Origin of the sequence: Imperialibacter roseus, assembly GCF_032999765.1 — a bacterium.
GTDB lineage: Bacteria > Bacteroidota > Bacteroidia > Cytophagales > Cyclobacteriaceae > Imperialibacter > Imperialibacter roseus.
Genome location: NZ_CP136051.1, coordinates 1 through 25738 on the forward strand (window position 1 = coordinate 1; position 25738 = coordinate 25738).

The 25738-nt window shown below is 47.2% G+C and carries 15 protein-coding genes; 10 read left to right on the forward strand and 5 right to left on the reverse strand.

The window, feature by feature from the left end; translation table 11 throughout:
- Window positions 1–1413, forward strand: a complete 1413-nt coding sequence (dnaA, locus tag RT717_RS00005) for a chromosomal replication initiator protein DnaA (protein WP_317489692.1) — start codon at window positions 1–3, stop codon at window positions 1411–1413.
- A 67-nt stretch (window positions 1414–1480) separates the two neighbouring features.
- On the opposite strand, the gene RT717_RS00010 is transcribed toward dnaA, so the two are convergent.
- Window positions 1481–2950, reverse strand: a complete 1470-nt coding sequence (locus tag RT717_RS00010) for a S1C family serine protease (RefSeq protein ID WP_317489693.1) — start codon at window positions 2948–2950, stop codon at window positions 1481–1483.
- 158 nt (window positions 2951–3108) lie between these two features.
- Here RT717_RS00010 and RT717_RS00015 point away from each other — a divergent pair, with 158 nt between their 5' ends.
- From RT717_RS00015 to rseP, 3 genes are read left to right on the forward strand one after another with little or no spacing between them, the layout of a single operon-like run.
- On the forward strand, window positions 3109–4605 hold the full coding sequence (locus RT717_RS00015; RefSeq protein WP_317489694.1) for a GH3 auxin-responsive promoter family protein: 1497 nt from the start codon (window positions 3109–3111) through the stop codon (window positions 4603–4605).
- A gap of 10 nt (window positions 4606–4615) precedes the next feature.
- On the forward strand, window positions 4616–5782 hold the full coding sequence (locus RT717_RS00020) for a 1-deoxy-D-xylulose-5-phosphate reductoisomerase (RefSeq protein ID WP_317489695.1): 1167 nt from the start codon (window positions 4616–4618) through the stop codon (window positions 5780–5782).
- Window positions 5782–7125 carry an RIP metalloprotease RseP gene (gene rseP / locus RT717_RS00025; protein ID WP_317489696.1) on the forward strand — a complete coding sequence of 448 codons (1344 nt, stop codon included), beginning with the start codon at window positions 5782–5784 and terminating at the stop codon, window positions 7123–7125. Before RT717_RS00020 ends, rseP begins: the two co-directional genes overlap by 1 nt.
- Window positions 7126–7166: 41 nt before the next feature.
- Here the strand turns inward: rseP and RT717_RS00030 are convergent, their stop codons facing one another.
- Window positions 7167–9290 (reverse strand): OmpA family protein, encoded by a 2124-nt coding sequence (locus tag RT717_RS00030; protein ID WP_317489697.1) that lies wholly within the window; start codon window positions 9288–9290, stop codon window positions 7167–7169.
- 89 nt (window positions 9291–9379) lie between these two features.
- Between RT717_RS00030 and lon the strand changes: the two genes are divergently transcribed.
- The 4 genes from lon to RT717_RS00050 all read left to right on the forward strand — a co-directional run bounded on the left by lon (window position 9380) and on the right by RT717_RS00050 (window position 19856).
- A complete protein-coding gene (lon, locus tag RT717_RS00035) occupies window positions 9380–11884 on the forward strand; it encodes an endopeptidase La (RefSeq protein ID WP_317489698.1) in 2505 nt (834 codons plus the stop codon).
- Window positions 11881–12924 carry a type IX secretion system protein PorQ gene (gene porQ / locus RT717_RS00040; RefSeq protein WP_317489699.1) on the forward strand — a complete coding sequence of 348 codons (1044 nt, stop codon included), beginning with the start codon at window positions 11881–11883 and terminating at the stop codon, window positions 12922–12924. Before lon ends, porQ begins: the two co-directional genes overlap by 4 nt.
- Entirely contained in the window at window positions 12921–14327 is a 1407-nt protein-coding gene (hslU, locus tag RT717_RS00045; protein WP_317489700.1) for an ATP-dependent protease ATPase subunit HslU, read from the forward strand. The genes porQ and hslU overlap by 4 nt, the downstream gene beginning before the upstream one ends.
- Before the next feature lie 339 nt (window positions 14328–14666).
- The gene (locus tag RT717_RS00050; RefSeq protein WP_317489701.1) at window positions 14667–19856 is read left to right on the forward strand and encodes an MBG domain-containing protein; all 5190 of its coding nucleotides are present in this window, start codon (window positions 14667–14669) and stop codon (window positions 19854–19856) included.
- A gap of 35 nt (window positions 19857–19891) precedes the next feature.
- On the opposite strand, the gene RT717_RS00055 is transcribed toward RT717_RS00050, so the two are convergent.
- The 3 genes from RT717_RS00055 to RT717_RS00065 form a co-directional block, all read right to left on the reverse strand.
- Window positions 19892–20395 carry a SixA phosphatase family protein gene (locus RT717_RS00055; RefSeq protein ID WP_317489702.1) on the reverse strand — a complete coding sequence of 168 codons (504 nt, stop codon included), beginning with the start codon at window positions 20393–20395 and terminating at the stop codon, window positions 19892–19894.
- A 14-nt stretch (window positions 20396–20409) separates the two neighbouring features.
- Complete coding sequence (locus RT717_RS00060; protein ID WP_317489703.1) at window positions 20410–21417, reverse strand: glycosyltransferase family 9 protein; 1008 nt, start codon at window positions 21415–21417, stop codon at window positions 20410–20412.
- Window positions 21418–21738: 321 nt separating this feature from the next.
- A complete protein-coding gene (locus RT717_RS00065) occupies window positions 21739–23475 on the reverse strand; it encodes a helix-hairpin-helix domain-containing protein (protein ID WP_317489704.1) in 1737 nt (578 codons plus the stop codon).
- A 207-nt stretch (window positions 23476–23682) separates the two neighbouring features.
- Between RT717_RS00065 and RT717_RS00070 the strand changes: the two genes are divergently transcribed.
- Both RT717_RS00070 and RT717_RS00075 read left to right on the forward strand, forming a co-directional pair.
- Window positions 23683–24099 carry an EVE domain-containing protein gene (locus RT717_RS00070; protein WP_317489705.1) on the forward strand — a complete coding sequence of 139 codons (417 nt, stop codon included), beginning with the start codon at window positions 23683–23685 and terminating at the stop codon, window positions 24097–24099.
- A 39-nt stretch (window positions 24100–24138) separates the two neighbouring features.
- Entirely contained in the window at window positions 24139–25731 is a 1593-nt protein-coding gene (locus tag RT717_RS00075; protein ID WP_317489706.1) for a hypothetical protein, read from the forward strand.
- Window positions 25732–25738 lie beyond the last annotated feature (7 nt).

A 25738-nucleotide genomic window follows, 5' to 3' on the forward strand; every position in this document is an offset into this window, starting at 1 on the left:
ATGCATCAACAAATCTGGGAAAACTGTCTGAATTTAGTTAAGCATGAGATACAGGAACAAAGCTTTAAAACGTGGTTTCTGCCCATTACACCCATAAAATTAGATAAAAGTGTTTTGACCATTCAGGTTCCCAGTCAGTTTTTCTACGAATGGCTGGAGGATAATTATGTTCATATTTTAAGGAAGGCGATACTTCAGGAATTAGGGCCCAACGGAAGATTGGAATATTCCGTGGTAATAGATAGAGGAAATGAGCAGGCAAAGCCATTGACTGTTAATTATCCGGTAAACAAGGCTCCTGGCCGTTTTGGACAAAATCATGTTGGAAATGGACAAAATGTGCAACAAAGCCCGGCAGTGACGCCAGAATTCTTAACATTGACAGGCAAATTGAATCCTATCTATGTTTTCGATTCCTATATAGAAGGTGACTGCAATAGATTGGCCCGCTCAGCTGGTTATGCTGTGGCCCAAAGACCCGGTGTTACCTCCTTCAATCCGTTGATGATTTACGGCGGTGTTGGACTTGGCAAAACACACCTTGTTCAGGCGGTTGGTAACCAGATAATGGAAAGCAACCCGGACGCAAAGGTGCTTTATGTGGCGTCGGAGAAGTTTACCAATCAGTTCATAGAGTCTTTGAGAAACAATGCTGTTCAGGACTTCATCAATTTCTACCAGAAAGTAGATGTATTGATTATTGACGATGTACAGTTTCTTCGTGACAAGGAGAGAACGCAGGAGATATTTTTCCATATCTTCAATCACCTTCACCAGAGCGGAAAGCAAATCATTATGACATCCGATTGCCCGCCGAGAGAGCTGAAAGGTCTTCAGGAAAGACTGGTGTCAAGATTCAAGTGGGGTCTTACCGCAGACATACAAACGCCAGACTTTGAGACAAGGGTGGCCATTATTCAAAAGAAGACTCAGGCGGAGGGAATTGTTATTCCTGAGGATGTGCTTGAGTACCTGGCTTACACCATCGATAGTAATATCAGAGAACTTGAGGGAGTGATGATTTCACTTATTGCCCATTCTTCGTTGGTAAAAAGAGAGATTGACCTTGAGTTGGCCAAGCAGATCATAAAAAATATTGTTAACGACTACGATACTGAGGTGGGTATTGACTATATCCAAAAGGCAGTGTCCGACTATTTCAATGTGGCTTTGGAAGACTTGAAAGCCAAAACCCGTAAGAAGGAAATCGTTATTGCCCGCCAGGTGGCCATGTATTTCTCAAAAGACTACACCAACCATTCGCTAAAATCTATCGGTTACCATTTTGGTGGTCGTGACCACTCCACTGTGATTCACGCCGTGCAGGCAGTCAATGACATGATCGATACCGACGCCAAGTTCAGGTATTCTGTTGATGAGCTAAAGAAAAGACTGAAAATGAGGACTGTCTAGCTTCAACTGGCGGTTAAAAAAAGGACGGTGCCCCCATTTTGGAGACCCCGTCCTTTTTTTGTGCTTCTCAATCGAACCTGTAAGGTATGTACACCCTCCGGCCCTTGGAGGTAATGCCGTCGATGACAACCTTTCCCTTGATTTTCTCCAGAATATTGGCCAGCTCCTCCGGCGTTTCAACCGGCCGGTTGTTGATGTTGGTGATAATGAAGCCTTCCGGAATATCCAGCTGCCTGAAAAAACCATTCCTTATTTTTTTCACCCGAACGCCATTGTCAATTTTTAAAAGATCTCTCTCGACTTTCGACACCTTCTCAAACTCCACGCCCAGCTTCTCTGAGAAGTAGACACTGCTTCTTAGCACTTCAGTGTTTCCCTCGCCATTGAGAAGTGTTACTTGTTTCCTGACTACATTATCGCCTCGCTTGATGTCCAAAACGAACTTATCACCAGGGTAGTGGTAGCCCATCAACTCCTCAAGCTCAGTTTTGTTGTTGAGTGACTTGTCGTTCACCCGAATGATTACATCACCTTTTTCCAGCCCAGCCTTGTCGGCGGCGCTTCCCCTTTGAACGTACGAGGTGATCACACCGTCCAGATTGCTCAGGCTGAGTTTGCCGGCAATGTCGCTGTCTATGTCAATGAACTCTGCCCCAATAAAGGCCTTTTGCACCTGCCCATAGTTGATAATGTCGTTCACTACTTTTTTTACAATGTCGACAGGCACAGCAAAGCCATAGCCTGAGTAAGTACCCGTTTGAGACAAAATGGCTGTGTTAATACCAATTAGCTGTCCTGATGTGTTGACCAAAGCCCCTCCGCTGTTTCCGGGGTTAATGGCAGCATCGGTTTGAATGAAAGATTCAATAGGGAATCGGTCTTTCAGTATATTGATGCTGCGGCCCTTGGCACTTACAATACCAGCGGTGACAGTGGAGGTAAGATTGAACGGGTTACCGACAGCCAGCACCCAGTCGCCCACCCTAACGTTGGCTGAAGTAGATACCTCAATTGCCGGGAGGTTATTGCCCTCGATTTTAATCACAGCCAAATCGGTAGACGGGTCAGTGCCTACCAGCGTGGCGTCGTAGGTTCTTTTGTCAAGAATCACCTGAATAATGTCGGCATCGTTGATGACGTGATTATTGGTCACGATATAGCCATCCTTTGAATAGACCACTCCGGACCCCGAGCTAACGGACTGACTGGGTCCTCCGAAAAACCAGTCCATCCAGCTGCCGGTGCGGTAGTCGGTTTCGCTCACGGTTTTCACAAACACCACGCTCTTGGTGCTGCGTGCCGACGCATTCACCAGGTCTGGTAAATCGTTTATTGCAGCTGCGTCGTTTCGGAAGGGCTCAGAGGCCGCCGGTGAAAAATTGTTGGTTTCGCCGTGGCTAACATTTTTTGAGAAATAGAAGTCTGAATCCTGTAAGTCATTAGAAGCAATTTTGGTCGACAGTTGCGTCTCATATACAAAGGCTCCACCAATGCCACCCAGAAAACTCAAGACTGCAATTCCAATAAATTTTTTCATAGCATCAGGTTTTAAGAATTAAGAAGTCAACATCGTTGTGTTGTTACCTAAACGTCAGTGCATTGGGTATCGTCAAAAACTGTGCAAAATAAAAACGAAAGAGGCTTGCTTAGGTTTTAGAAAGCTCATTTACTTATTTTGCGCCTTTATCATTAATTATGGGAATCAGATCAGTTCTTAGCAAGCCATTCGCCGCCTTCGTTGTGCGGGAGCAAAGAGAATGGGAGCAAAAAGCCCCTGATTATCAGCATAAAACACTTAAAAACCTTGTCAGCAAAGCCAGCAACACGGTTTTTGGAAATGACCACGGTTTCAAGGATATCCGCACTTACGATGACTTCAAAAAGCAGGTGCCTGTTCGGGATTATGAAGCATTGAAGCCTTACGTGGAGAAAATGCTAACCGGACAAAATGACGTACTTTGGCCGGGAAAGCCTGCCTATTTTGCAAAAACTTCGGGCACTACCTCTGGCACCAAATATATTCCCATCACCAAAGAGTCGATTCCTAATCATATCAATAGTGCCCGCAATGCGATTTTGAATTATGTGCACGAAACTGGCAATGCTAAGTTCCTGGATGGCAAGCTCATTTTTCTTTCTGGTAGCCCCGTGCTTGACCAGAAGGCTGGTGTCAATACTGGCCGCCTGTCGGGTATTGTGAACCACCATGTGCCGGGCTATTTGCGCACCAATCAATTGCCCTCCTACGCCACCAATTGCATGGAAGATTGGGAAGCCAAGGTAGATAAGATAGTAGAAGAGACCATTGATCAGGACATGACGCTGATCTCAGGTATTCCGCCGTGGGTGCAAATGTATTTCGACAGGATTGTGGAGAAGAGGCAAATGCCGGTGAAGGATGTTTTCAAGAACTTCTCGCTGTTTATATACGGTGGGGTCAACTTTGAACCCTACAGACAAAAGCTTTTTGATACCATTGGGAAAAAGGTCGACTCAGTGGAAACTTACCCCGCCTCTGAGGGCTTCATCGCCTTTCAGGACAAGCAGGATGATCCCGGGCTGCTACTGTTGGCGAATAGCGGTATTTTCTTCGAATTCATTCCGGCTGATGAGTATTTCAACGAAACGCCCACCCGGTTAAGCCTCGATCAGGTAGAACTCAATACGAATTACGCTCTGATCATTAATAGTAACGCAGGCCTATGGGGCTATTCGATAGGCGACACAGTGAAGTTTATTTCGAAAGATCCTTACAAATTATTGGTAACGGGAAGGATCAAGCACTTTATCTCAGCGTTTGGTGAGCACGTCATCGGGGAGGAAGTAGAAAATGCGATGAAGAAGACTTTGGAGAGTTTTCCTGAGGCAGACATCGTGGAGTTTACCGTAGCGCCAAACGTGACGCCTGAAAAAGGACTTCCAAGGCATGAGTGGTATATCGAGTTCAGTAAAATGCCTGCCGACATCACGGCCTTTAAGTCATCACTCGACAGTTCGCTCCAAAAACTGAACAGCTATTACTTCGATCTTATTTCCGGCAATATTCTCGAACAACTTCATATCATACCGGTTAAAAAGAATGCCTTTATTGATTATATGCGCTCAATTGGGAAACTCGGAGGGCAAAACAAATTACCAAGGCTTTCGAACGACAGAAAGATGGCGGAAGAACTGCTGAAGTACAAAGAATAAACACAACACCTTGACACAAGAAAGACCGAAAAAAAGGGTTGCTATCCTTGGTAGCACCGGTTCCATTGGCGTTCAGTCGCTGGATGTGATAAAAAGGCATCCTGAAGCCTTTGAAGTAGAAGTGCTTACTGCTCAAAATAATGCTGATCTGTTGATTCGCCAGGCCCTGGAGTTCATTCCCAATGCCGTGGTAATTGGCAATGAAACCTTGTATCAGCAAGTAGCAGATGCATTGTTACCAAAAGATATCAAAGTTTTTGCCGGGCTCGATGCGCTTTCTCAGATCGTCCAAATGGACACCATTGACATGGTGTTGACGGCGCTTGTCGGCTATTCGGGGCTGAAGCCTACCATGAACGCCATTGCGGCAGGAAAGCCAATCGCTCTGGCTAACAAAGAGACCATGGTGGTGGCCGGTGAGCTTATCACTAAAATGGCACAGGAAAGAGCGGTGAATATCTTTCCTATTGACTCCGAACATTCAGCAATTTTCCAGTGCATTGTGGGTGAATTCCATAACCCGATAGAAAAGATCATCCTGACAGCTTCAGGTGGGCCTTTCCGTGGAAAAACAAGAAGTGAGCTGCTGAAGGTGACCAAAGAAATGGCGCTGAAGCACCCCAATTGGGACATGGGGGCCAAAATCACCATTGACTCAGCTTCATTGATGAACAAGGGGCTTGAAGTGATAGAAGCACGGTGGTTATTTGGCATTCCAGCCGACAAAATTGATGTGGTAGTTCATCCTCAATCTATCGTACACTCGATGGTGCAATTTGAAGATGGCTCCATAAAAGCACAACTCGGGTTGCCCGACATGCGTATACCCATCCAGTTTGCGCTGGCTTACCCGGAAAGGTTGAAATCCGACTTCCCAAGGTTTAACTTTGCAGAATACCCCTCCCTGACTTTCGAAAAACCAGATTTAGAAACCTTCAGGAACCTTCAGCTGTCCTTTGACGCTTTAAAGGAGGGTGGCAATAAGCCATGCGTGCTGAATGCCGCTAATGAAGTGGCAGTGGAGTATTTCCTTAAAGACAAGATTGGTTTTATGGAAATGTCGGATATAGTGGAGAAGTGTTTGGTTAAAATACCCTATATTTCAAGCCCTGATTATCAGGACTATGTTGATACAGATACAGAAACAAGAAACATCGCTTTAGATTTAATAGCTTAATGGAGGCACTTATTATGACCGCCCAGCTTTTGCTGGGACTTTCTATTTTAGTCGGATTACATGAATTCGGCCACTTGCTCACAGCCAAGTTCTTTGGCATGCGGGTCGAAAAATATTCCATAGGATTTCCGCCTAAAATTTTTGGGTTTGACTACCGTGGGACGGAATACTCCATCGGGGCAATTCCGCTCGGAGGTTTTGTGAAAATATCAGGAATGATCGACGAGTCGATGGATACTGAGCACTTAAACAAAGAGCCGGAGCCCTACGAGTTCAGGGCAAAGCCAGCCTGGCAGCGGCTGATCGTGATGATGGGTGGAATCATAGTGAACGTGATAACAGGCATTGTCATTTTCGTGTTGCTGACCTTTTTCAATGGTGATACCTACATTTCAAGGGACGAGGCCAACAAATATGGTATTGTGGCCTACGAGTTGGGACAGGAGATAGGGTTTAAAACTGGAGACAAAATTCTTAAAATCAACGGAAAGGATTTTGAAGACTTCAATGAGGTGATGAATCCTGATGTGATCATGGAAGCAGGAAGCACCTACACGGTTGACCGTGACGGGCAGATTGTTACAGTGAAAATCCCATCAGGCTTTCTCGACAAACTATCGGAAAAAGATGCCGTCACCCGATTCATTGACTATAGACTTCCGTTTGCAGTTGGTGAAGTTGCCAGTGGCTCAGGCGGAGATGTGGCAGGGTTGAAGGAGGGTGACAGGTTTGTTACAATCAATGGCAGGCCGGCAAGATACTTTGCTGACTTCAAGGAGATTGCTACAGAGAATGCGGGCGACACAGTGCTGGCTGTTGTGGAGCGGCCAGTAGGAGAAGCGCCCGTCGAAAAAGAAGGAATGTTTACGACAACTGAGCTTCATATACCAATTGATACAGATGGCACGGTTGGCTTTGTTCGTACCCTGTTGGTGGACGTTGCTCACCGTGACTTCACATTTGGTCAGAGTTTGGTGGCTGGAACCAACGAGGCTTTTGGCTGGGTTTGGCTAAACATCAGAGGATTTGGGAAGATATTCAGTGGCGAGGTGTCAGCGTCAAAGGCTGTGAGCGGACCTATTGGTATTGCCAAGATATTTGGGGGCACCTGGAACTGGACGAATTTCTGGCAAAAGCTGGGCTTCCTTTCAATGGTGCTTGCCTTTATGAACTTTCTGCCTATTCCCGCACTCGATGGTGGGCATGTGATGTTCCTCACCTACGAAATCGTTTCTGGCCGCAAGCCATCAGATAAATTTCTGGAAAATGCGCAGAAGGTCGGTATGGTGTTGTTGCTGTCGATAATGGTTTTTGCCATCTTCAACGATATCCTGAAAATCTAAAGCTTAGAGAAAGTAAGGTGTTATGAAGGTGATTAGGCGGCTCAGTTTCCAGACCCCTGATCACCTTCTTTTTTTACACCGGGCCTGAATATTTCGAATTCTACCCTTCTGTTCAGGGTCTTGTCCTGCTCTGTTTTCTCCACCACAATCGGTTGGCTGCTTCCGTAACCTTCAAACTCCACTCTTCGCTCGTCTACACCACCAAATATCACCATGTAGTCTCTGATGTTCTGAGCTCTCGACTTAGACAGCGCTAGATTAAATGCTGGTGAGCCATCCGAATCAGTATGTCCCGAAATTCGCAGCTTAAAGTCTGGATTGTCGTACAGAAAGTTCACAATCTTATTAAGGTCGCCATACATTTCCGTTCGGAGATCAGACTTGCCGTTTTCGAATTCAATAGACTCGAATTTGACCTTGCTGGCAATTGGCTCAGTGGTTCTGTTCAGCTCCATTGGCCCATTGAGGTAAAACATCTCTTCTATCCTGAAAAAGTCGTCGCCCTGAATCACCAGCAGGTAGTTGTTGTTATTGATGAGGTCGAACTCGAAACTGCCGTCTGGCTTCAGGAACCTCGGTGCCACCTCAATCCCATCGTCGAGGTCGATGATAGAAACAATTCCATTGAAAGGTTTTCCTGTCAGGCTGTCGGTCAATGAACCCTTCACCTTTGTTATTGAGCCGGGCTGTGCTTCCATGGGCAGGGGAAAGGAATAGAGATCCTGCATGTTCAAGTCTCTGTTGGCCGACCGTGCGTAGAACAAATCTTTTGACTCGGCGTCGATGGTAAAATAGAACTCGCTTCCCCTGCCATTCACCAGCGGCCCTATATTGACCGGCTCGCCCCAGATGTGCCCCATCTTATAAGATTTATAGATGTCGAACTCACCGAAGTTGTAAAGCTGACCATTGGAACTGAAGTAGAGAATATTGTACCGGGGATGGAAAAAGGGGCTGACCTCATTGCTTCGGGTATTCACTATGGGGCCCAGGTTTTGCGCAGGAGCCCAGCCACCGCCCTTAAGCTTGTAGGAAAAATAGATATCGGACAGTCCGAAGCCGCCTATCCTGTCTGAGGCAAAAAAGAGCGTGTCTTCGGTGTGCGACAGGGCGGGGTGACTGTCCCAGCTCAGGCTGTTCACTTTGGCTCCAAGGTTTTGAATATTGCCCCAGGTGCTGTCTGCTTGAAGCTTTGCAACGAAAATATCGCAACTTCCGATACATTCCGGGGCATCACACCTGGCAAAATACAAGGTTTTCCCATCTCGACTCAGGGTTGCCGACCCCTCATTGAATTTTGTATTGATTTCCCGAAGGGCAACGGCCTCCTGCCAGTACTGTCCTTCCTTTCTGGCAATAAAGAGATCCTCATTGTTTTGCGTATTCAGGCTCCTTCTGATTTCATTTCTTTGAGAGGTAAAAAGCAGGATGTCTCCATTGATGTTCAAAGTAGGGCCGTAATCAGCATTGCGGCTGTTGACGTTCCCACCCATATTGAGCAAAACCCCCCTTGGAGGCCGGAGCGTGTCGATGGCCTTTCTGTGTTCCACCAACTCATAGTAATAATCGAGCGGAACATATAAGTCGACCTCCTGTTTGTTAAGTGAGTCATAATAAAGCTCAATTTCCCGCAGGTTAATATCCTTGTGGTGGTGGCGTAACACCATTTTGTATAGCGGCTTTGCTTCCTCAAGCCCGTCAAATAGTTCTGTCAATTTGGCCAGTCGCCAAATCAGGTAGGTGTCTTTGTAGAAATTCTGTACACCAAAGTTTCTGACATAAGATTTCAGTGCCGGATACAGCGCCTCCCACTCTTTATTGGCTTCAAGTTTCTGGATGCGTTCCAGCTTGCTTTTGTCTACATAATCAGCCACCTTGTTAATGTTCGGAAACTCAAAAACATTTATCTCAGAAGGCGCAGCGAGTGAATCAAGGCTGGTTTCAACGTTTGAAGGGACGGCTTTCTTCTTCTTGTTCCTTTGGGCAAGTGCCGGGAAAGCGACAGAACCCAGCAGAGAAATGGTCAACAGCGCAGGAAGCCACCATTTCGCAGAAGGCTGGAAACAGTCGTAGAAATTATTGAATCTATTGGATGGTTTTGTCAAGTACATGGGTTGATGAGAAATAGAAAGGGTCGCCAGAGGCTGCCTACTATTTTTTGGCATATCTCTTGCAATTTATACGGGCCGAGCGAATTTTACACCTATCTGGGTCATTTAATGTCAGATTGGCATATCGAGAGCGTTAGATAATTATGAATAACAATAAAGAGAAAGAACTAGCAGTAGCTTTTTTGTCGGAAATACAAGAAGACGAATCAGGAGATATTATACAGCTAGTATCAACTGACCTGGAGGAGGATTTGAAGCCGGAGGATGTGCCTGATGAGGTGCCCATTCTGCCGATAAAGAACACCGTGTTGTATCCGGGGGTAGTGATTCCCATTACGGTGAGCCGACAGAAGTCAATCCGGCTGGTGAAAAAAGCCTATAAAGGCAGTAAAATTATTGGTGTGCTGGCTCAGAAGAACAGAAAAGCTGAGGAGCCAAAATCTGACGACCTATATACAGTGGGCACCATTGCCCGCATATTAAAAATGCTCGTGATGCCAGACGGCAACACAACGATCATTATACAGGGCAAGAGCCGGTTTGAGGTTGAAAGCATCATTCAGGAAGACCCGTTTATCAGTGCCAGGGTAAAGCTCCTTGCCGAAAAGTTTCCTGCCAAGTCAAGCAAAGAAACCAAAGCGCTTATTCAGTCGCTAAAGGACGCAGCTTACAAGGTAATGAAGCTGAATCCGGAGATACCCAAAGAAGCCCATGCCGCCCTAGGTAACATAGACAATAGCAGCTTTCTCACTCATTTTCTTTCATCCAATGTGAATGCCGATGTGGCTGATAAGCAAAAGCTGCTGGAAACCCACGATGGAGTAAAGAGGGCTGAGTTGCTGCTGGAGTACATGCTGAAAGACATTCAAATGCTTGAAATCAAGCAGGAGATTCAAAATAAGGTGCATTCCGACATTGATCAGCAGCAGCGGGATTACTACCTCCGTCAGCAAATCAAAGTACTCCAGAATGAATTGGGGTACGACGGTCCGGAAAAAGATATCCAGGAGCTGAGAAAGCTGGGTGCAGAGAAAAAATGGGACGAGGAGGTGAAACAGCACTTCTTCAAAGAGCTTGACAAAATTTCCAGGATGAACCCTGCCGCCGCTGAGTTTCCGGTGGCGATGAACTATGTCGATTTTATGGTTCACCTGCCCTGGAATGAGTATACGCAGGACAATTTTGACCTGAAAAGAGCCCGGAAGATTCTCGACGAAGATCACTATGGCATGAAAAAGGTCAAGGAGAGAATTCTTGAATACCTGGCCGTGTTAAAGCTCAAGGGCGACATGAAAAGCCCCATTCTTTGTCTTTATGGTCCTCCCGGTGTGGGAAAAACATCCCTGGGAAGATCGATTGCCCGTTCACTCGACAGACATTATGTCAGGATGTCGCTGGGTGGTGTGCACGACGAGGCGGAAGTGAGAGGCCACAGAAAGACTTATATTGGTGCCATGCCGGGAAAGATTGTCGGCAACATATCAAAAGCCAAGTCGTCAAACCCCGTTTTTATCCTTGATGAAATCGACAAAGTAAGCTCTAATTTCAGAGGAGATCCGTCGTCCGCACTTTTGGAAGTGCTTGACCCGGAGCAAAACAATAGCTTCACTGACAACTACCTGGAGGTGGGCTACGATCTGTCGAAGGTGCTGTTTATCGCTACGGCCAACACACTTGAGACCATCCAGCCTGCTTTGCGTGACAGGATGGAGATCATAGAGATTACCGGCTACACGCTGGAGGAGAAGATTGAAATTGCCAAGCAGCACCTGATACCCAAGCAGCGCAAAGAGCATGGGGTAAAGGCATCTCAGATTAAATTTACCGACGAGGCTATCGGGAAAATTATAGATGATTACACCAGAGAATCTGGCGTAAGAACGCTTGAACGGAGAATTGCCACGGTAATCAGAAATGCTGCCAAGTCCATTGCCATGGAGGAGGCCTATACAAAGACCATCAAAGGAAAGGAAGTGCGCAAAATTTTGGGTGCTGAAATCTTTGATAAAGAGGTCTATTCCGACAACACGCACCCGGGTGTAGTCACAGGCCTGGCCTGGACACAGGTAGGAGGGGAGATCTTGTTCATCGAGTCGTCGCTGAGCAGGGGTAAAGGCAAATTGACACTGTCTGGCCAACTAGGTGACGTGATGAAGGAGTCAGCCGTGGCTGCGTTATCATACCTGAAGTCGAACGCCCATAAGCTCGACATCGACCACCAGGTCTTTGATCATTACGACCTGCATGTACACGTGCCGGCTGGTGCAGTGCCAAAAGACGGGCCGTCGGCAGGGATTACCATGCTCACATCGCTGGCATCGATTTATACGCAGCGCAGGGTGAAAGACAAGCTGGCCATGACCGGAGAAATCACCCTCAGAGGAAAGGTGCTTCCCGTGGGAGGCATCAAAGAGAAAATACTTGCAGCCAAGCGTGCCGGGATAGAAGAGATCATCCTGAGCAGTCGCAACCGCAAGGACATTGAAGAAATTGAGCCTAATTATATTGAGAACCTTAAGATTAACTACGTCGACAATGTAGACGAAGTGTTGAAGCTAGCGCTACTCAAATCGAAGGTGGAAGGGGCTACGCATCTTTGGCCTATTAAAGGATTGGCCAAAGAAATGGCCACCGTTGAGGATTTATGAGAGGGAGCCACCTAAATACCCTGGGTATCATTTTGTTGCTTTTGCTAGTAATGACGGATGCGGGGTATGCGCAAATTGGTGGTCAAGACTCCTTTCAATTTCTAAATACGCCTGTTAATGCGAGAGTAGCTGCGCTTGGGGGCTACAATGTATCCCAAAATCGAGGCGACCTGAACTGGGTTTTTTATAACCCTGCGCTGCTCGACTCGGTAGCAGCCGGTGATATTTCTATTTCTTACGTTAACTTTTATGGGGGCAGCAAATATAGTCAGGTGGCCTACGCTTTTGACACGAAGGCGGTTGGGAAAGCGGCAGTTGGGCTCACGCACCTCAGCCATGGAAACTTCGATAGCTACGACGAGGCTGGCAACTACCTGGGCACTTTCAATGCCAGCGAATATGCTGTGAGGGTATCGCTGAGCCACAGAATGGGCCCTTTTCTGATGGGAGTGGCTCCGCAACTGGCTGTATCGAGCATTGCTGGCTTCCGGTCTTCAGCACTCATGGCCGACATTGGTGGGGTATTTCAGCACCCCCGCAAACAGCTGAGTGTTGGGTTGGTGATAAAAAACGCTGGCTTTGCCCTTGGCAGGTATGCAGAGGAAAAAACCAGCCTTGCATTTGATGTTCAGCTTGGCATGAGTTTCAAGCCTGAGCAAATGCCGGTAATTTTCACATTCACGGGCACCAATCTGCCAAAGCAAAACCTGGTATACTTTGAACCCGACAGCAGGTTAAACTTCAACGAAGCTGTGCCGGGCACGTTTACCAAAATATTCAGCAGAGTGAACATTGGCACCGAGTTTTTGTTTGGGCCTAATTTCCACGTATTGGCTGGATACAACCACCGAATAAGACGAGAGCTAAGACTGGAGCAGGCCGGCGGAAGTGCAGGCTTTTCAGTCGGTGTTTGGATAAAAATTAAATCATTTGAATTAACAATAGCCCGTTCGCACTACCACGTGGTGGGTGGCAATACCCATTTTACTGTCAGCCACAATGTGAACCGGTTATTTCATAAACGAAAATCAGCATCATGATAGATCAGAACAAATATTTGACCCCGAGGCAAATTGTTGCCGAGCTCGATAAATACATCATAGGTCAGGACGACGCCAAGAGAAATGTGGCCATTGCGCTCAGAAACAGATGGCGCCGCATGCACAGCCATGAAGACATCAAGGGAGAGATTGTGCCCAACAATATCCTGATGATTGGAGCTACGGGCGTTGGCAAAACAGAAATTGCCCGCCGCCTGGCCAAGCTTGCTGATGCGCCTTTTACCAAGGTGGAGGCATCCAAGTTTACCGAAGTTGGTTATGTGGGCCGTGATGTGGAAAGCATGGTGCGTGACCTGGTAGAGCAAGCCGTTAACATGGTGAAGCAAAGCAAAAAGGAAGAGGTGAAAGGGAAAGCAGAGCTCGCTGTTGAAGGCATTATACTGGATGCTTTGATACCTCCGATGAAGTCGGCGCCATCGAGGCAGCCGGCTGGCGCTCCCGGCGCAGACAATGCCATTGACATTACACCGGAGAACGATGAAGAGCTCAACGAGAGAACCCGTGAGAGATTCCGTGAAAAGATAAGAAATGGTGAGCTTGATGACCGCAAAATAGAAATCAATGTGAAGGCGCCTGGTCAGGGGAATGTGGGCATGATTGGCGGTGGTATGATGGACGAGGTGAGCATGATGAACCTGCAGGAGATGCTGGGTAATATGCTGCCGAAAAAGAATAAGAAGAGGAAAGTGACAATAGCAGAAGCCAAGAAGCTACTGTTGGAGGAAGAGGTGCACAAGCTGATCGACATGGACGAGGTGAAGGAAGAAGCCATCGAAAAGGCACAGAACTCCGGTATTATCTTCATCGACGAGATTGACAAGATCGCCAGCAGTGCGGGCAAAGGCGGTGGTGCCGATGTAAGCCGGGAAGGCGTGCAGCGAGACCTCCTGCCGATTGTGGAAGGAAGTGCTGTGAATACAAAGTATGGTGTCATTAACACTGAGCACATCCTTTTCATGGCTGCAGGAGCTTTTCACGTGTCAAAGCCCTCAGACCTTATTCCTGAGCTTCAGGGTCGCTTCCCGATTAGAGTAGAGCTGGAAAACCTCACCAAGGGCGACTTCCTCCGCATCCTGAGAGAACCAAAAAATGCCCTCACCAAGCAATATGAAGCGCTGCTGAAGTCGGAAGATGTAGAGCTTACCTTCAGCGATGAGGCACTGGAGGAGTTGGCCGACACAGCCTTTACCATCAACTCCGAAGTGGAGAACATAGGCGCAAGGAGGTTGCACACAGTGATGAGCCGACTGTTGAATGAATTTCTATTTGATATTCCCGACAAGATCGGCCCTAATTCCAAGCTCGTAATCACCAAAGAGATGGTAAATGAGAAGCTCTCAGGGCTGGTGAAGAATAAGGATTTGAGCAGGTATATCCTGTAAATCAGAAACCTCACTTTTCAAAAGCCGGGCATTATCGTTGTCTGGCTTTTTCTATCCGTATGCCCAATTTTGAAAATGAGGCAGCTGCCATTGCCGTGCTATTCCAATTCTATTTGGGTATTGGTTGATTATTAGTTTCACAATGTTATTGTATTGGCGGCTTATTTTTTTGAAAAATAACCTATGATGTAAGAGTTTTTATTATTGGAAAGTCATATATTATCTTACTTTTATCATAGTTGAGTTGTCTCTATTTTTTCTGAAATGACACCAAATTCCTCTGTCTGCAAGCTAGAACCAGTATTTATCCTCGCCAAACAGGTATTTCGAAGACTCGGAATGGCAGGAGTAGTAACAACATATCTGCTAGTCGCTCTAAATTCACCGGTGTGGGCGCAGAATTTCCAGGTAAAATCGACCTGGCTATCTGGTGAAAAAACGACCAACCACCAAATCCCTCATTATGGAGAGAAAGGAGTGCCAACTACTGAAACCCAGCCCGGCGCCCGAAAGAATATGGTGAGCTGGGAAGACGGTCAGGGAAATCTTTGGATTTTTGGAGGTTATGGCCTGAATGAGGACGGCAAAATTGGGTATTTGAATGATTTGTGGATGTGGGATGGGCAATTTTGGACGTGGAAAAGCGGAAGCAAAGAGGTAAATATTAATGGAGCATACGGTGCTAAGAACGTTGCATCAGAAAGCAGCTTCCCAGGGGGACGAAATAATGCTGTTGGATGGACAGATCAAAATGGCAGCCTGTGGTTGTTTGGAGGCTTTGGTTATGATAATAGTGCTGTTGAACCCGGTCAGTTGAACGACCTTTGGAAGTGGGATGAAAGCAAATGGGTATGGGTAAGTGGATCTGATGTAGATAGACAAACAGGTGTTTACGGCACTTTGGGTGTTTCTTCAGCGGCAAATGTGCCTGGTTCCAGGCAACTATCGACAGTTTCTAAAGGGGTTAATGGTGAGGCCTATATTTTCGGCGGGCAGGGCTATTCTGCAAGTGGCGAAGGATTTCTCAATGATCTGTGGAAATGGGATGGAGAGAATTGGACCTGGGTAGCGGGTATTTCAGACGATGGAGAGTACGGCAACTATGGAACCCAAATGGTCGCAGCAAGTAGCAATACACCTGGGGCGAGGATAGCTCCCACTTCATGGGTTGACCAAAACGGAAACTACTGGTTATTTGGAGGATATGGGTATGCTACCTCTCAGTTAGGCACACTCAACGATTTGTGGGTTTGGGACGGGCAACAATGGATGTGGGTCAAGGGATCAAACTTAAACTATAGCGACGGAAATTTCGGACAACAAAATGTTACCGAGTCATCCAACACGCCACGTGCATTGAGCGGAGCAGTTATTTGGCGAGAAGAGAACGGAAATGTCTTACTTTTTGGAGGTAGCTGGGGTCAGTTAGACGACCAATACTCAGGTGATTTATGGCGTTGGGACGGAGTGAACTGGACCTGGGTGAAAGGAAGTGGAAAGCAAAATCAAATAAGCCTATTTGGAGAGCAAGGCATACCATCAAGCTCAAATCTTCCTGGATCGAGGTTCTATCCTGCCGTATGGCATGATCCAGATGGCTACGTCCATATTTATGGGGGAGTCGGGCACGATGCTCATCTGGCATATGGAGATGCCTTGTGCGATTGGTGGAAGTGGGACGGAACTGACTGGACATGGGAGTCGGGATACCAGCAAATTGTTGTACCTGGCAATTTCGGTTCAAAAGGAGTTCCGTCAAGTGAAAATATTCCTGGGCCAAGAAGAAATGCCGCTAGTTGGTTGGACTCACAAAATAATTTTTGGCTGTTTGGAGGTGTTGGACTGGACGGAAGCTACAGTACCGGAAGTCTAAATGATCTTTGGAAGTGGGACGGTGACGTGTGGACTTGGGTAAGTGGTAGTAGTTCAATGATGCAAAGGGGCAATTATGGAGCGCAAGGAGTGGCCAGTGCCAGTAATACTCCAGGAGCCAGGTTTGGCTCCGTTACTTGGACAGACACAGAAGATAACCTTTGGCTTTTTGGGGGCTGGGGCAACGATGGTAATGGCTATCATAGCTTGCTTAATGACTTATGGAAATGGGATGGCGAGAATTGGGTTTGGGTATCCGGAAGCAAATTGTCTAAAAGTCAGGGGATGTATGGCATTTTAGGCATTGGAGATGCGTCAAACCAGCCTCCTTGCCGCTATAACGCTAGTTCCTGGGTTGATTTACAGGGGAACTTATGGTTGTTTGGAGGAAGCTCCTTCACCGAAAACGGTCAAACTGTTGCTCTGAACGACCTTTGGAAGTGGGATGGGGAAGTATGGACATGGATGAGCGGAAGTGATGCACCTAATGGCCAAGGTATTTACGGGACAAAGGATGTCGCTGACCCAGCTAACTCTCCTGGCGCCAGATCAATGGCATCATCAGCAGTAGATCAAGAGGGTAACTTGTGGCTTTTTGGGGGAGGAGGTTTCAGTGATTTATGGAAATGGGATGGAAGTGCATGGACCTGGGTTAATGGCTCCGATGAATTATATAAACATCCAATTTACGGGTTTTTGAATGTTCCTGACCCCTCTAACAGACCGGGTTATCGTCAGGAAGCGTTTGCCTGGTTCGATTCGTCTGGCCGTTTTTGGTTCTTCGGAGGATCCGGCTATGACATGCAGGCAAGTAACGAACTCTGGGTGCGGGAAGAAGGTGTCTGGAGGTGGGTCAAAGGAAACGGTGTTACATCGGCGAAATTCGGCAGTTATGACAAAATGAGGGAATCCTCTTTTGACAGCTACCCAGGAGGGAGGAAATCAATGGCTGCTGGTGTGGCACCAGATGGAGCACTATATATATTTGGTGGTTTAGGGCAGCCAGTCCATGTGCGCTCTGAAAGAAATGACTTTTGGCGGTTGGAGATTGGCAGCTTTGAGGCTGTTATTGAGTTTCCTGCGATGCCGGACAAAACCTTCGGAGACGCTCCATTTGAACTTATCGTTGAAGGAGGAATTCCAGAAACACCCTTTGTTTTCCAGAGTAGTAATGAAGAGGTAGCAATTGTTGACGGGTCTACGCTCACAATTGTTGGCGCTGGTGAGGCTGTTATTTCGGCTAGCCAACCGGCAGCAAATGATTATTTTTCGCCAGCGCCGGTACTACAGACACTGGTCGTCCACAAAGCCCCATTGATTATTTCTGCCTTGGACAAAGAGGTCGTTTATCAGGAGAATATGCAAGACTTGCTTGAGGTGTCCTCAGAAGGTTTCGTGAATGATGACGATGTAGATGACCTGGAAGGAGAGCTGCAATATGAAGCAATTCCAACTTCTGTGGGAGACTACGCTGGGGCCATTGTGCCTTTTGGCTTAAGCAGCAGCAATTATGAGATCAGCTACTTTGCCGGTGACCTTACCGTTCTTCCAAGACCAATAAGTGTAGTAGCAATTGACAAAGAGAAGTTTTACGGAGCAAGTGATCCTGATTTTTCTTTTAAGGTCACCGAGGGGAGCCTGGTTGGCGAAGACCTGTGGAGCGGGGTATTGCAGAGGGAGGTTGGCGAGGCCATTGGGTCTTATGGAATTAATCAGGGTACATTGAGCGCCGGTGAGAATTACTTACTCTCATTTATCGGGGCAACTTTTACAATTGAAATAGCCCCCATTTTGATAACCGCTGATGCAAACAGCAAGATTTACGGCAGTGCTGATCCTTTGCTGTCTTTTGAAATATTAGAAGGAGCCTTGAAAGACGGGGATGAATTTAGCGGATCACTTCATCGGGAAGAGGGAGAAACAGCTGGTGAGTATGTTATTGATATTGGACTACTGACTGCTGGCAACAATTACTTGGTTACACTGAAACCATCTACCTTCAAAATCGAGCCCAGGCCGATGACTATTACAGCCAATTCGGCTAGCAAAACCTATGGAGAAACCGACCCAGACCTAACTTATAGGGTATCAGCCGGGGAAGTCCTTGAATCAGACGAATTTACCGGTGCTTTGACAAGGACTGAGGGCGAGAATGCTGGTGAATATGCTATTGAGCAGGGTTCCCTTACCTTGGGAAGCAATTATGCTATTGACTTCACCGGCGGTGTCTTTCTTATTCAAAAGGCAAGTCAAACCATCCAGTTCGACGACCTTCCCGATGTTAGCTTGAGCATTTCGGAGCTGAGTTTGAACGCTACCGCCACGTCTGGACTGCCTGTAAACTATACTGTATCCGGGTCAGCCGAATTGGATGACAACAATAAGTTGACATTGTTAGATGCAGGCGAGGTGCTAGTAACAGCCTCTCAGTCTGGAAATAGCAACTACCTGGCTGCACTTGATGTCACACATGCTTTTTCAGTCCTTGCTGATGTTCGGATCGATCAGGAAATCACTTTCGAGCTTATTTCATCAGTGATGGTAGGACATGAGCCGATCGAGCTTAGTGCCTCAGCTAGTAGTGGATTGGCCATAGAATATTCTATTGAAGGACCAGGAGAGATAAATGAGGGGCTTCTGACTGTTACCGGGGCAGGAGAAATAATTATTACTGCAGGCCAACCTGGGAATGAGGAGTACAAACCGGCCATTCCCGTCACGAGAGAAATGGAGGTGACAGCCATGCTGACCATTTCAGGTAAAGTGACCACCCCTGATGGGGAGGCTGTTGCTGGTAAAGTGCAACTTTTCTATAAAACAGGCGGCTTGGCAAAACAGATTGATACTTCTGATGGAAGCTATCTCTTCGAGCATCTGGCGACAGGGGAATACTACCTTCGTATGGTATCCTTGGGCGAGCTCTCAAAAGACTATTATCCTACTTATTATTTCCATGGGTTGCATTGGGAACATGCATTGTCCATAGAATTGAGTGGCGAGAGTTTGTCGGGCATTGACTGGGAACTGATTGCCAAGGACCACGATGATGGTCATCATGGAAAGGGCCATGTTAGAGGCAGAGTGGTCTCGAGTGAAGAGGGTGACGGAGCGAAAATTATCAGGGGCAGGCTGTTGGATGGAACACCGATGCCGGATGTATCCGTCTATTTATTCGGGGAAGGAGGAACGGTCTACGCAGAGGCAGTTTCTGATGACTCTGGTGATTTTGAAATCCGCAATATAGAGGCGGGGCGTTATTTTCTATTCATCGATGTAGTAGGAGCGGCCGCTGATGCCAACCAGAATACACTTGAAATTGACGAAACCCACACCCTCGAAGTCACTGCATCCGTGGGTAGCGCTGGAGTAAGCATCACTATAGCTGAAGTACTCAAAGCCTCGGCAGAGGCTTTCGATGTTAGTTTTTACCCAAATCCTGTGTCAGGTGAGTTGAAGATTGAGTTGCCAGAGGTGGCGAACGCCGGGACGTTCACGTTGAGCACTTATGACCTTCTTGGGAGGCTGTTACACTCAGTTTCAACAAGCAATCACCTTGTAATACTCGAAGTAAGAGACTATAAACCTGGAGTCTACCTTGTTATGATAAAAGATGTTTCAGGAAAAAACCTCCATATCCTGAAGATTATAAAGGAATAGGCGAAATAGATTTTTGGCTGCGGGGGGTAGGATAATCAATACCCCTCCGGTAAGCCCTTCGGGTAGTGAAAGAAAAGCAGCTTGCCCGCCTCGTAGCCAATGTCCCGCCAGTAGTTTACTTCGAATGAAATGCCAACGGCTCCGGTGGTCGGAATATTCTCGATGGACGCTCCAGCCAGTTGGTTGGCAAACTCCGTAAGGCCAGGGTTGTGGCCAAAAAGCATCACCGACGTGTGTTGGTCGTCTAGTTCAACCACCACCTTCAGCAACCTGTCTGGCCAGGCATGATAAACAGATTTGTCAGTGACGATTTCTCTTTTGTCAATTCCAAGCTCCGCAGCCACCTTTTTAGCAGTCTTGATGGCTCGTTCCGCTGGGCTGCTGACTACAAGGTCAGGGTGAATTTGTTGATCATTAAGGAACTTGCCCATCCTCGGAGCATCTGATTTGCCCCGGCTGCTTAGTGGCCTTTGGAAGTCGTCCAGCTCAGGGAAGTCCCAGCTCGATTTTGCGTGCCGTACAAGATAGATTGTCTTCATAAACTGGAGTCAAACTAAGGAATATAGAAATCAAAAACGAGGTCGTTCATACACTTAAAATGGCCCTTTGGGCACTTATCGAAACCTATCTTGGAGCAGGGCCTGCATTTGATTTTATTATTTTCAAACACGATAAATTTTGTTCTGTAGGGGTACATGCCGAACGAAGGGATGGTGTTGCCCCAAATGCTGTAGACTGTTTTCCCGAAGGCAGCCGCTACGTGCATAAGACCAGTGTCGTGCGAAAAAACAACGCTCGACTGCTTCACAAGCGACGCCGACTGGTTGAAGTTGAATTTACCACAGCCATTGAATATTTCTGTTTTTTTACCCAGCTCTTTCAAACTCTCCTCATAGCCACTTGAGTTTTTTGTTCGTTCGAAGAACCGTGCTATTTCCTCGCCAGCCTCAGCATCTTCCTTTCCTCCCAACAGGATGACAGGTTTGTTAATTCGGTCGCAAAGCTCAATCATGCGCTTTACCGGTAGCTTTTTGGTGCCGTGCTGGCCACCAATAGCGTAGGTAATAAATCCGTTGCGGTGGCTTTCTGGCAGCCAGGTGATATCTACCTCGTCTTTGTCCGGAATAAAATAGTCGAGGCCCAGCTGGTCAGGTTTGCCACCCAATGGCTTTAAGGTGTCGAGGTAGCGGTCAACAATATGGCGGTTGGGCAATTTATTTACTTTGAAATTGACCATCAGGTACTTTTGCCAGTTGAGCTTGTCCACAGCATAGGCCTTTGCCTTCAGCGCCCACTTGATCCTCAGCGTCCTTAGGTTGTGGTGGAGGTCAATGACGTAGTCGAAGTTTTCTGTCTTAAGTGTTTCAATCAGCTGCTTGTCTCCCTTCTCCAGAACGTGGATTTTATCAATATATGGGTTCTCTTCCAGAAGAAATTTGAACCGGGCCATGGTGGCATAATGCACTTCCACATCGTCGAGTTGGGTTTTTAACACCCTTGGCACCGGACTGGTGAGTACAATGTCTCCGATAGACGAAAACCGTAGGATGAGTACTTTCATTTAGCTGATTTGGCGAAGATGGGGATCAATCTGTATTTCTGAGGGTTGGATATTTCGTGTATGGTTAAATAAAAAAGCAAAACTGGTTCAATGCGTCCCGCTTGGACCTTTTGCTTTTTTATGACCACTCGGGGCATTGCGGTTAAAGGTTGATCTCCCAGATTTTCCGCTTGATCCGAAGATGGCTTGCGATAATTTCAACATCAGAAGGCTCATTCACTATTTCTTTTATTTGTACGGGATGTTAAACTTTAGGCTTAACCCATTGGGGTCTCCGTTTTCCCATTGGGGTCTCCGCCAGGGACCCTGATGGGCTCAATGCTAACGTTCGGCCTGTTGGTATTTCACCATCTCAGCCGCCCGCTTCTTTCGTTTCTCAAAATGGGCAGCCACTTCCGCTGTCGACAGCGCATTGAAAGTCATCTCTTTGGTGAGGCCACCTTTTCTACCCACCAAAAGCCCGTAGCGCATGTCGTGATAGCCTTCGGTTTCATGGGCATCGGGGTTAATGCTAAGCATCACGCCTTTCTCGATGGCATAGTGCACCCAGCGCCAGTCGAGGTCGAGCCGCCAGGGGTGGGCGTTGATTTCGATGATCACACCCTCTTCAGCGCAGGCATCAATCACTGTTTTGTGGTCGATGGGGTAGCCCTTTCGTTCCAGCAACAGCCGGCCAGTGGGGTGACCAAGCATAGTGGTAAACGGGTTTTTGATGGCTTTTAGCAATCGGGTGGTAGCTCTCTGCAAATCCATGTTGAGCACCGAGTGCACCGAGGCAACGATAAAGTCGAACGATGCCAGCACTTCGGTTTCATAGTCGAGGGAGCCGTCGGGTAGAATGTCAGATTCTATGCCTTTGAAGATACGGAACGGCGCCAGCTCTTTGTTGAGCGCATCAATCTCCACCTGCTGGTCTTTTACTCTGTTGGCTTCGAGGCCGCTGGCATAAAAGGCGGAACGGCTGTGGTCGCTAATGCCCAGGTACTCATAGCCCAGCTCCTTGCAGTAGACTGCCATTTCCTTCAAAGTGTTTTTTCCGTCGCTGTAGGTAGAGTGATTATGAAGAATTCCTTTGAGGTCACTCATTTCTACCAGCTTGGGGAGCTTATTTTCCTGTGCCAGGGCTATTTCGAACGACCCTTCTCTTAGCTCCGGCGCTATATAGGCCAAGCCAGCGTGCTTATACGCTTCCTCTTCAGTAGCAAAAGCCCTTTCTGTTAGCTTATCACGCAGTACAGCACCTTCTGCCAGCGTTTGGTTAAGGTGAAGCGGTGCGGCTGTGTACAACAAAAGCTTCTCTGTGAATTGCTTTTCCTCGCATAGCCTGATATGGAAAGTGATATAAGGTTCGTTCACATGCCCCCTGATGGAATAGGGCCCCGATTGCTGAAGGCTGACTTCTCCCAAACCACTTTTTTCAATCGCCTTTATGATGACGTCACTATTCAGCGACCCAACAAGCAATTCCAGCGTGTCGATCACCTCCAGCAAACGCCTCAGCGGGCCGACAAAACTCATGGGCACTTTTTCTCCCAACTCTTTTTTTAGGGCTTCAATCAGCTGATTGGCTGCCATCTCTGCTTCCGAAAAATGAAGCTTACCCACGTTGGCCTTTCTGTATTTTAAGCCATCAAGAATAGTTTGCTGGGTCTTCTCTCCAAAGCCTTTCACACCAGCTACCCTTCCTTCTTCACAGGCTTTCTGCAAAGCATCCAAACTTTCAATTTCCAGCTCTTTCCAGATCAGCCTGATCTTCTTCGGGCCAATGCCTTTGATGGAAAGCATTTCTACCACCCCGGCAGGCGTTGATGCCCTGAGCTCCTCCAGCGCATCAAAGGTGCCCTTTTCGAGCAACTGATGGATGTTGGCGGCCATCGATTTCCCGATTCCTTCCAGGGCCCCGATTTCCTCTGCCGTCATGGTAGCGATGGGTTTGTCCACCTTTTCAAGGTTGAAAACCGCACCGGTGTAGCCACGAATTTTAAACTGGTTTTCTTCATGAAGCTCCATAAGCGAAGCCATGAGCCGGAATTGTGAGATTATTTCTTTGTTGTCCAAAATGAGAGGTGTTTTTGGTTAACTGGCATTGTAAAAGTAATTTTCCTAAGGCAAAATTCCTTAGATTACTTTAAACAAAAACAAGAAACTACGTGCGCAGGAAAACATCGTGCAAAGGGAATTTGTTACGCAATACCAAACGCCTTATTTACCGAAGCGACTTTTGTCTGTTACATTTGACTAGTGAAACCAAAAAAGAACAAAGAAATGAACTATTGGCTGATAAAATCTGAACCAGAAACTTTTTCCTGGGACAAATTCGTGAGCATGGGTGGCGACATGTGGGATGGTGTGAGAAACTACGCTGCCCGCAACTTCATGAAAGACATGAAGGTAGGGGACTTGGCTCTTTTTTATCATAGTGTCAAAGAAAAGTCGTGTGTGGGGCTGGCCAGGGTAGCGAAAGAGTATTATCCGGATCCGACAGCCAAGCCAGAAGAAAAAGACACCTGGGTGGTCGTGGATTTTGTGCCGGTGCAAAAACTCAAAAGGCCAGTGAGCCTTGGAGAGATCAAGCAAGATGAGCGATTGTCCGAAATGGCACTTATCAAGCTTTCGAGACTGTCGGTGCAGCCTGTCAAGAAGGAAGAGTTTGATATAATTATTCAAAAATCCGAAGAATAGCGTTGGGCGGGAATAAATCTTTTTTGGGGACAAGCTTTTATGAAGTGTTTTGATGACGTGACCATTGTCAATATGCGACTCAAACAATTAACGGTATTGCTTGCTTTTTGCTGTCTTACGGGCACTGGCGTGCTTGGTCAGGAGCGGAAAAAAGACCAGAAGGCCAGTGAGCTTATTGAGCAACCCAAAAGAGTGGAATTTGAGATAAAAAACTCAAATTACGAGGACTACGTCGTTTATAGCTGCGAGGAGGAGGGATTGTCTATTTATCACCAGACCGAGCACAAAAACAAGGATGGCTACCTGTGGGAGTTCATCAAACTCGACACTGCCCTTGATATGACATGGAGAAGAGAGCTGTATCTTCCCTTTGCGTCCCGCATCATTGGCTACGATTATTCACCGGGCTTTATGTATTACCTCATTCGGGAAAAGCAATACAAGCAGGAGGAGCTGCTAGTGATGAGGATGGACCTGGAAAAAGGTGACACTACCAAGTTCAACATCAATACGGTGTTCCCTGTTAACCTGACACAATTTGAAGTAGTGGGAAGCACCATTTTGATGGGTGGCTACACCAACTACCGGCCAGTGATCATCCGATACAACCTTTTTGACCAGCGACCGCAGGTGGTTCCTGGGTTTTATGCCGACTATGCTGAGATACTACGGCTGGAAACCGACGACCGCCTCAGGACTTTCACCGTGACGATGAGTGAAAAAACCACTGACAAGCGCACCACCATTTCGGTAAGGTCATTTTCGGAAAGTGGGGACATGATCAGGAATATTTTGCTGCAGCCCGATGAATCGAAGAGCCTGATCAATGGAGCACCTGCCCACCTCGAAATGGATCGGCAGTTTATTGCAGGCACCTACGGCCACAAGCGATCAACCTATTCACGAGGGCTTTATATCGCCACCGTGGGCAACGACGGGCAGCAAAAGATAGACTATTACAACTATGCCGACCTGGAAAACTTCTTTTCATACATGCGAGCTAAGCGTGAGCAGAGAATTAAAGAGAAGATCAGCCGGCGGAAGGTGCAGGGCAAGCGGGTAAAGTTCAACTATCGGTTACTGGTGCACGACATTATTCAGGACGGCGACAAATACACTTTGTATGGCGAGGCCTATTACCCCAGGTATTCTAACTACAGCGGCTACGACCGGTTTGGCGGCTACACCTATGGCCGGAGCAATACCTATTTCAACCCCAACTTCCTGGGATACAAGTACACGCACGCCGTGGTCATGACTTTCGATAAGTCGGGCACGCTGCTTTGGGACAATTCCTTTGAAATCAACGACGTAACCAGCTACGACCTGCAGCAGTTTGTGCATGTAAGCACATCCGGCGATGAGGTGGCTTTGCTCTACATGTTCGAGAATGTGATCCGATCCAAAATCATAAAATCGGATGAGATCATCGAAGGCAAAACGTTCAATGACATTGAGCTCACATTTGAAGATGATGAAGTCAGAGTGAGCGACAACGAGGTGGGTGGCTTGTCGGTGTGGTACGGAAAAACCTTCTATACCTACGGCATTCAGGACATCAAAAACCTGAAGGACAACCGGGTGAACCTCAACCGCAACGTGTTTTTTATCAATAAGGTGGTTTACAAATGATTGTTAA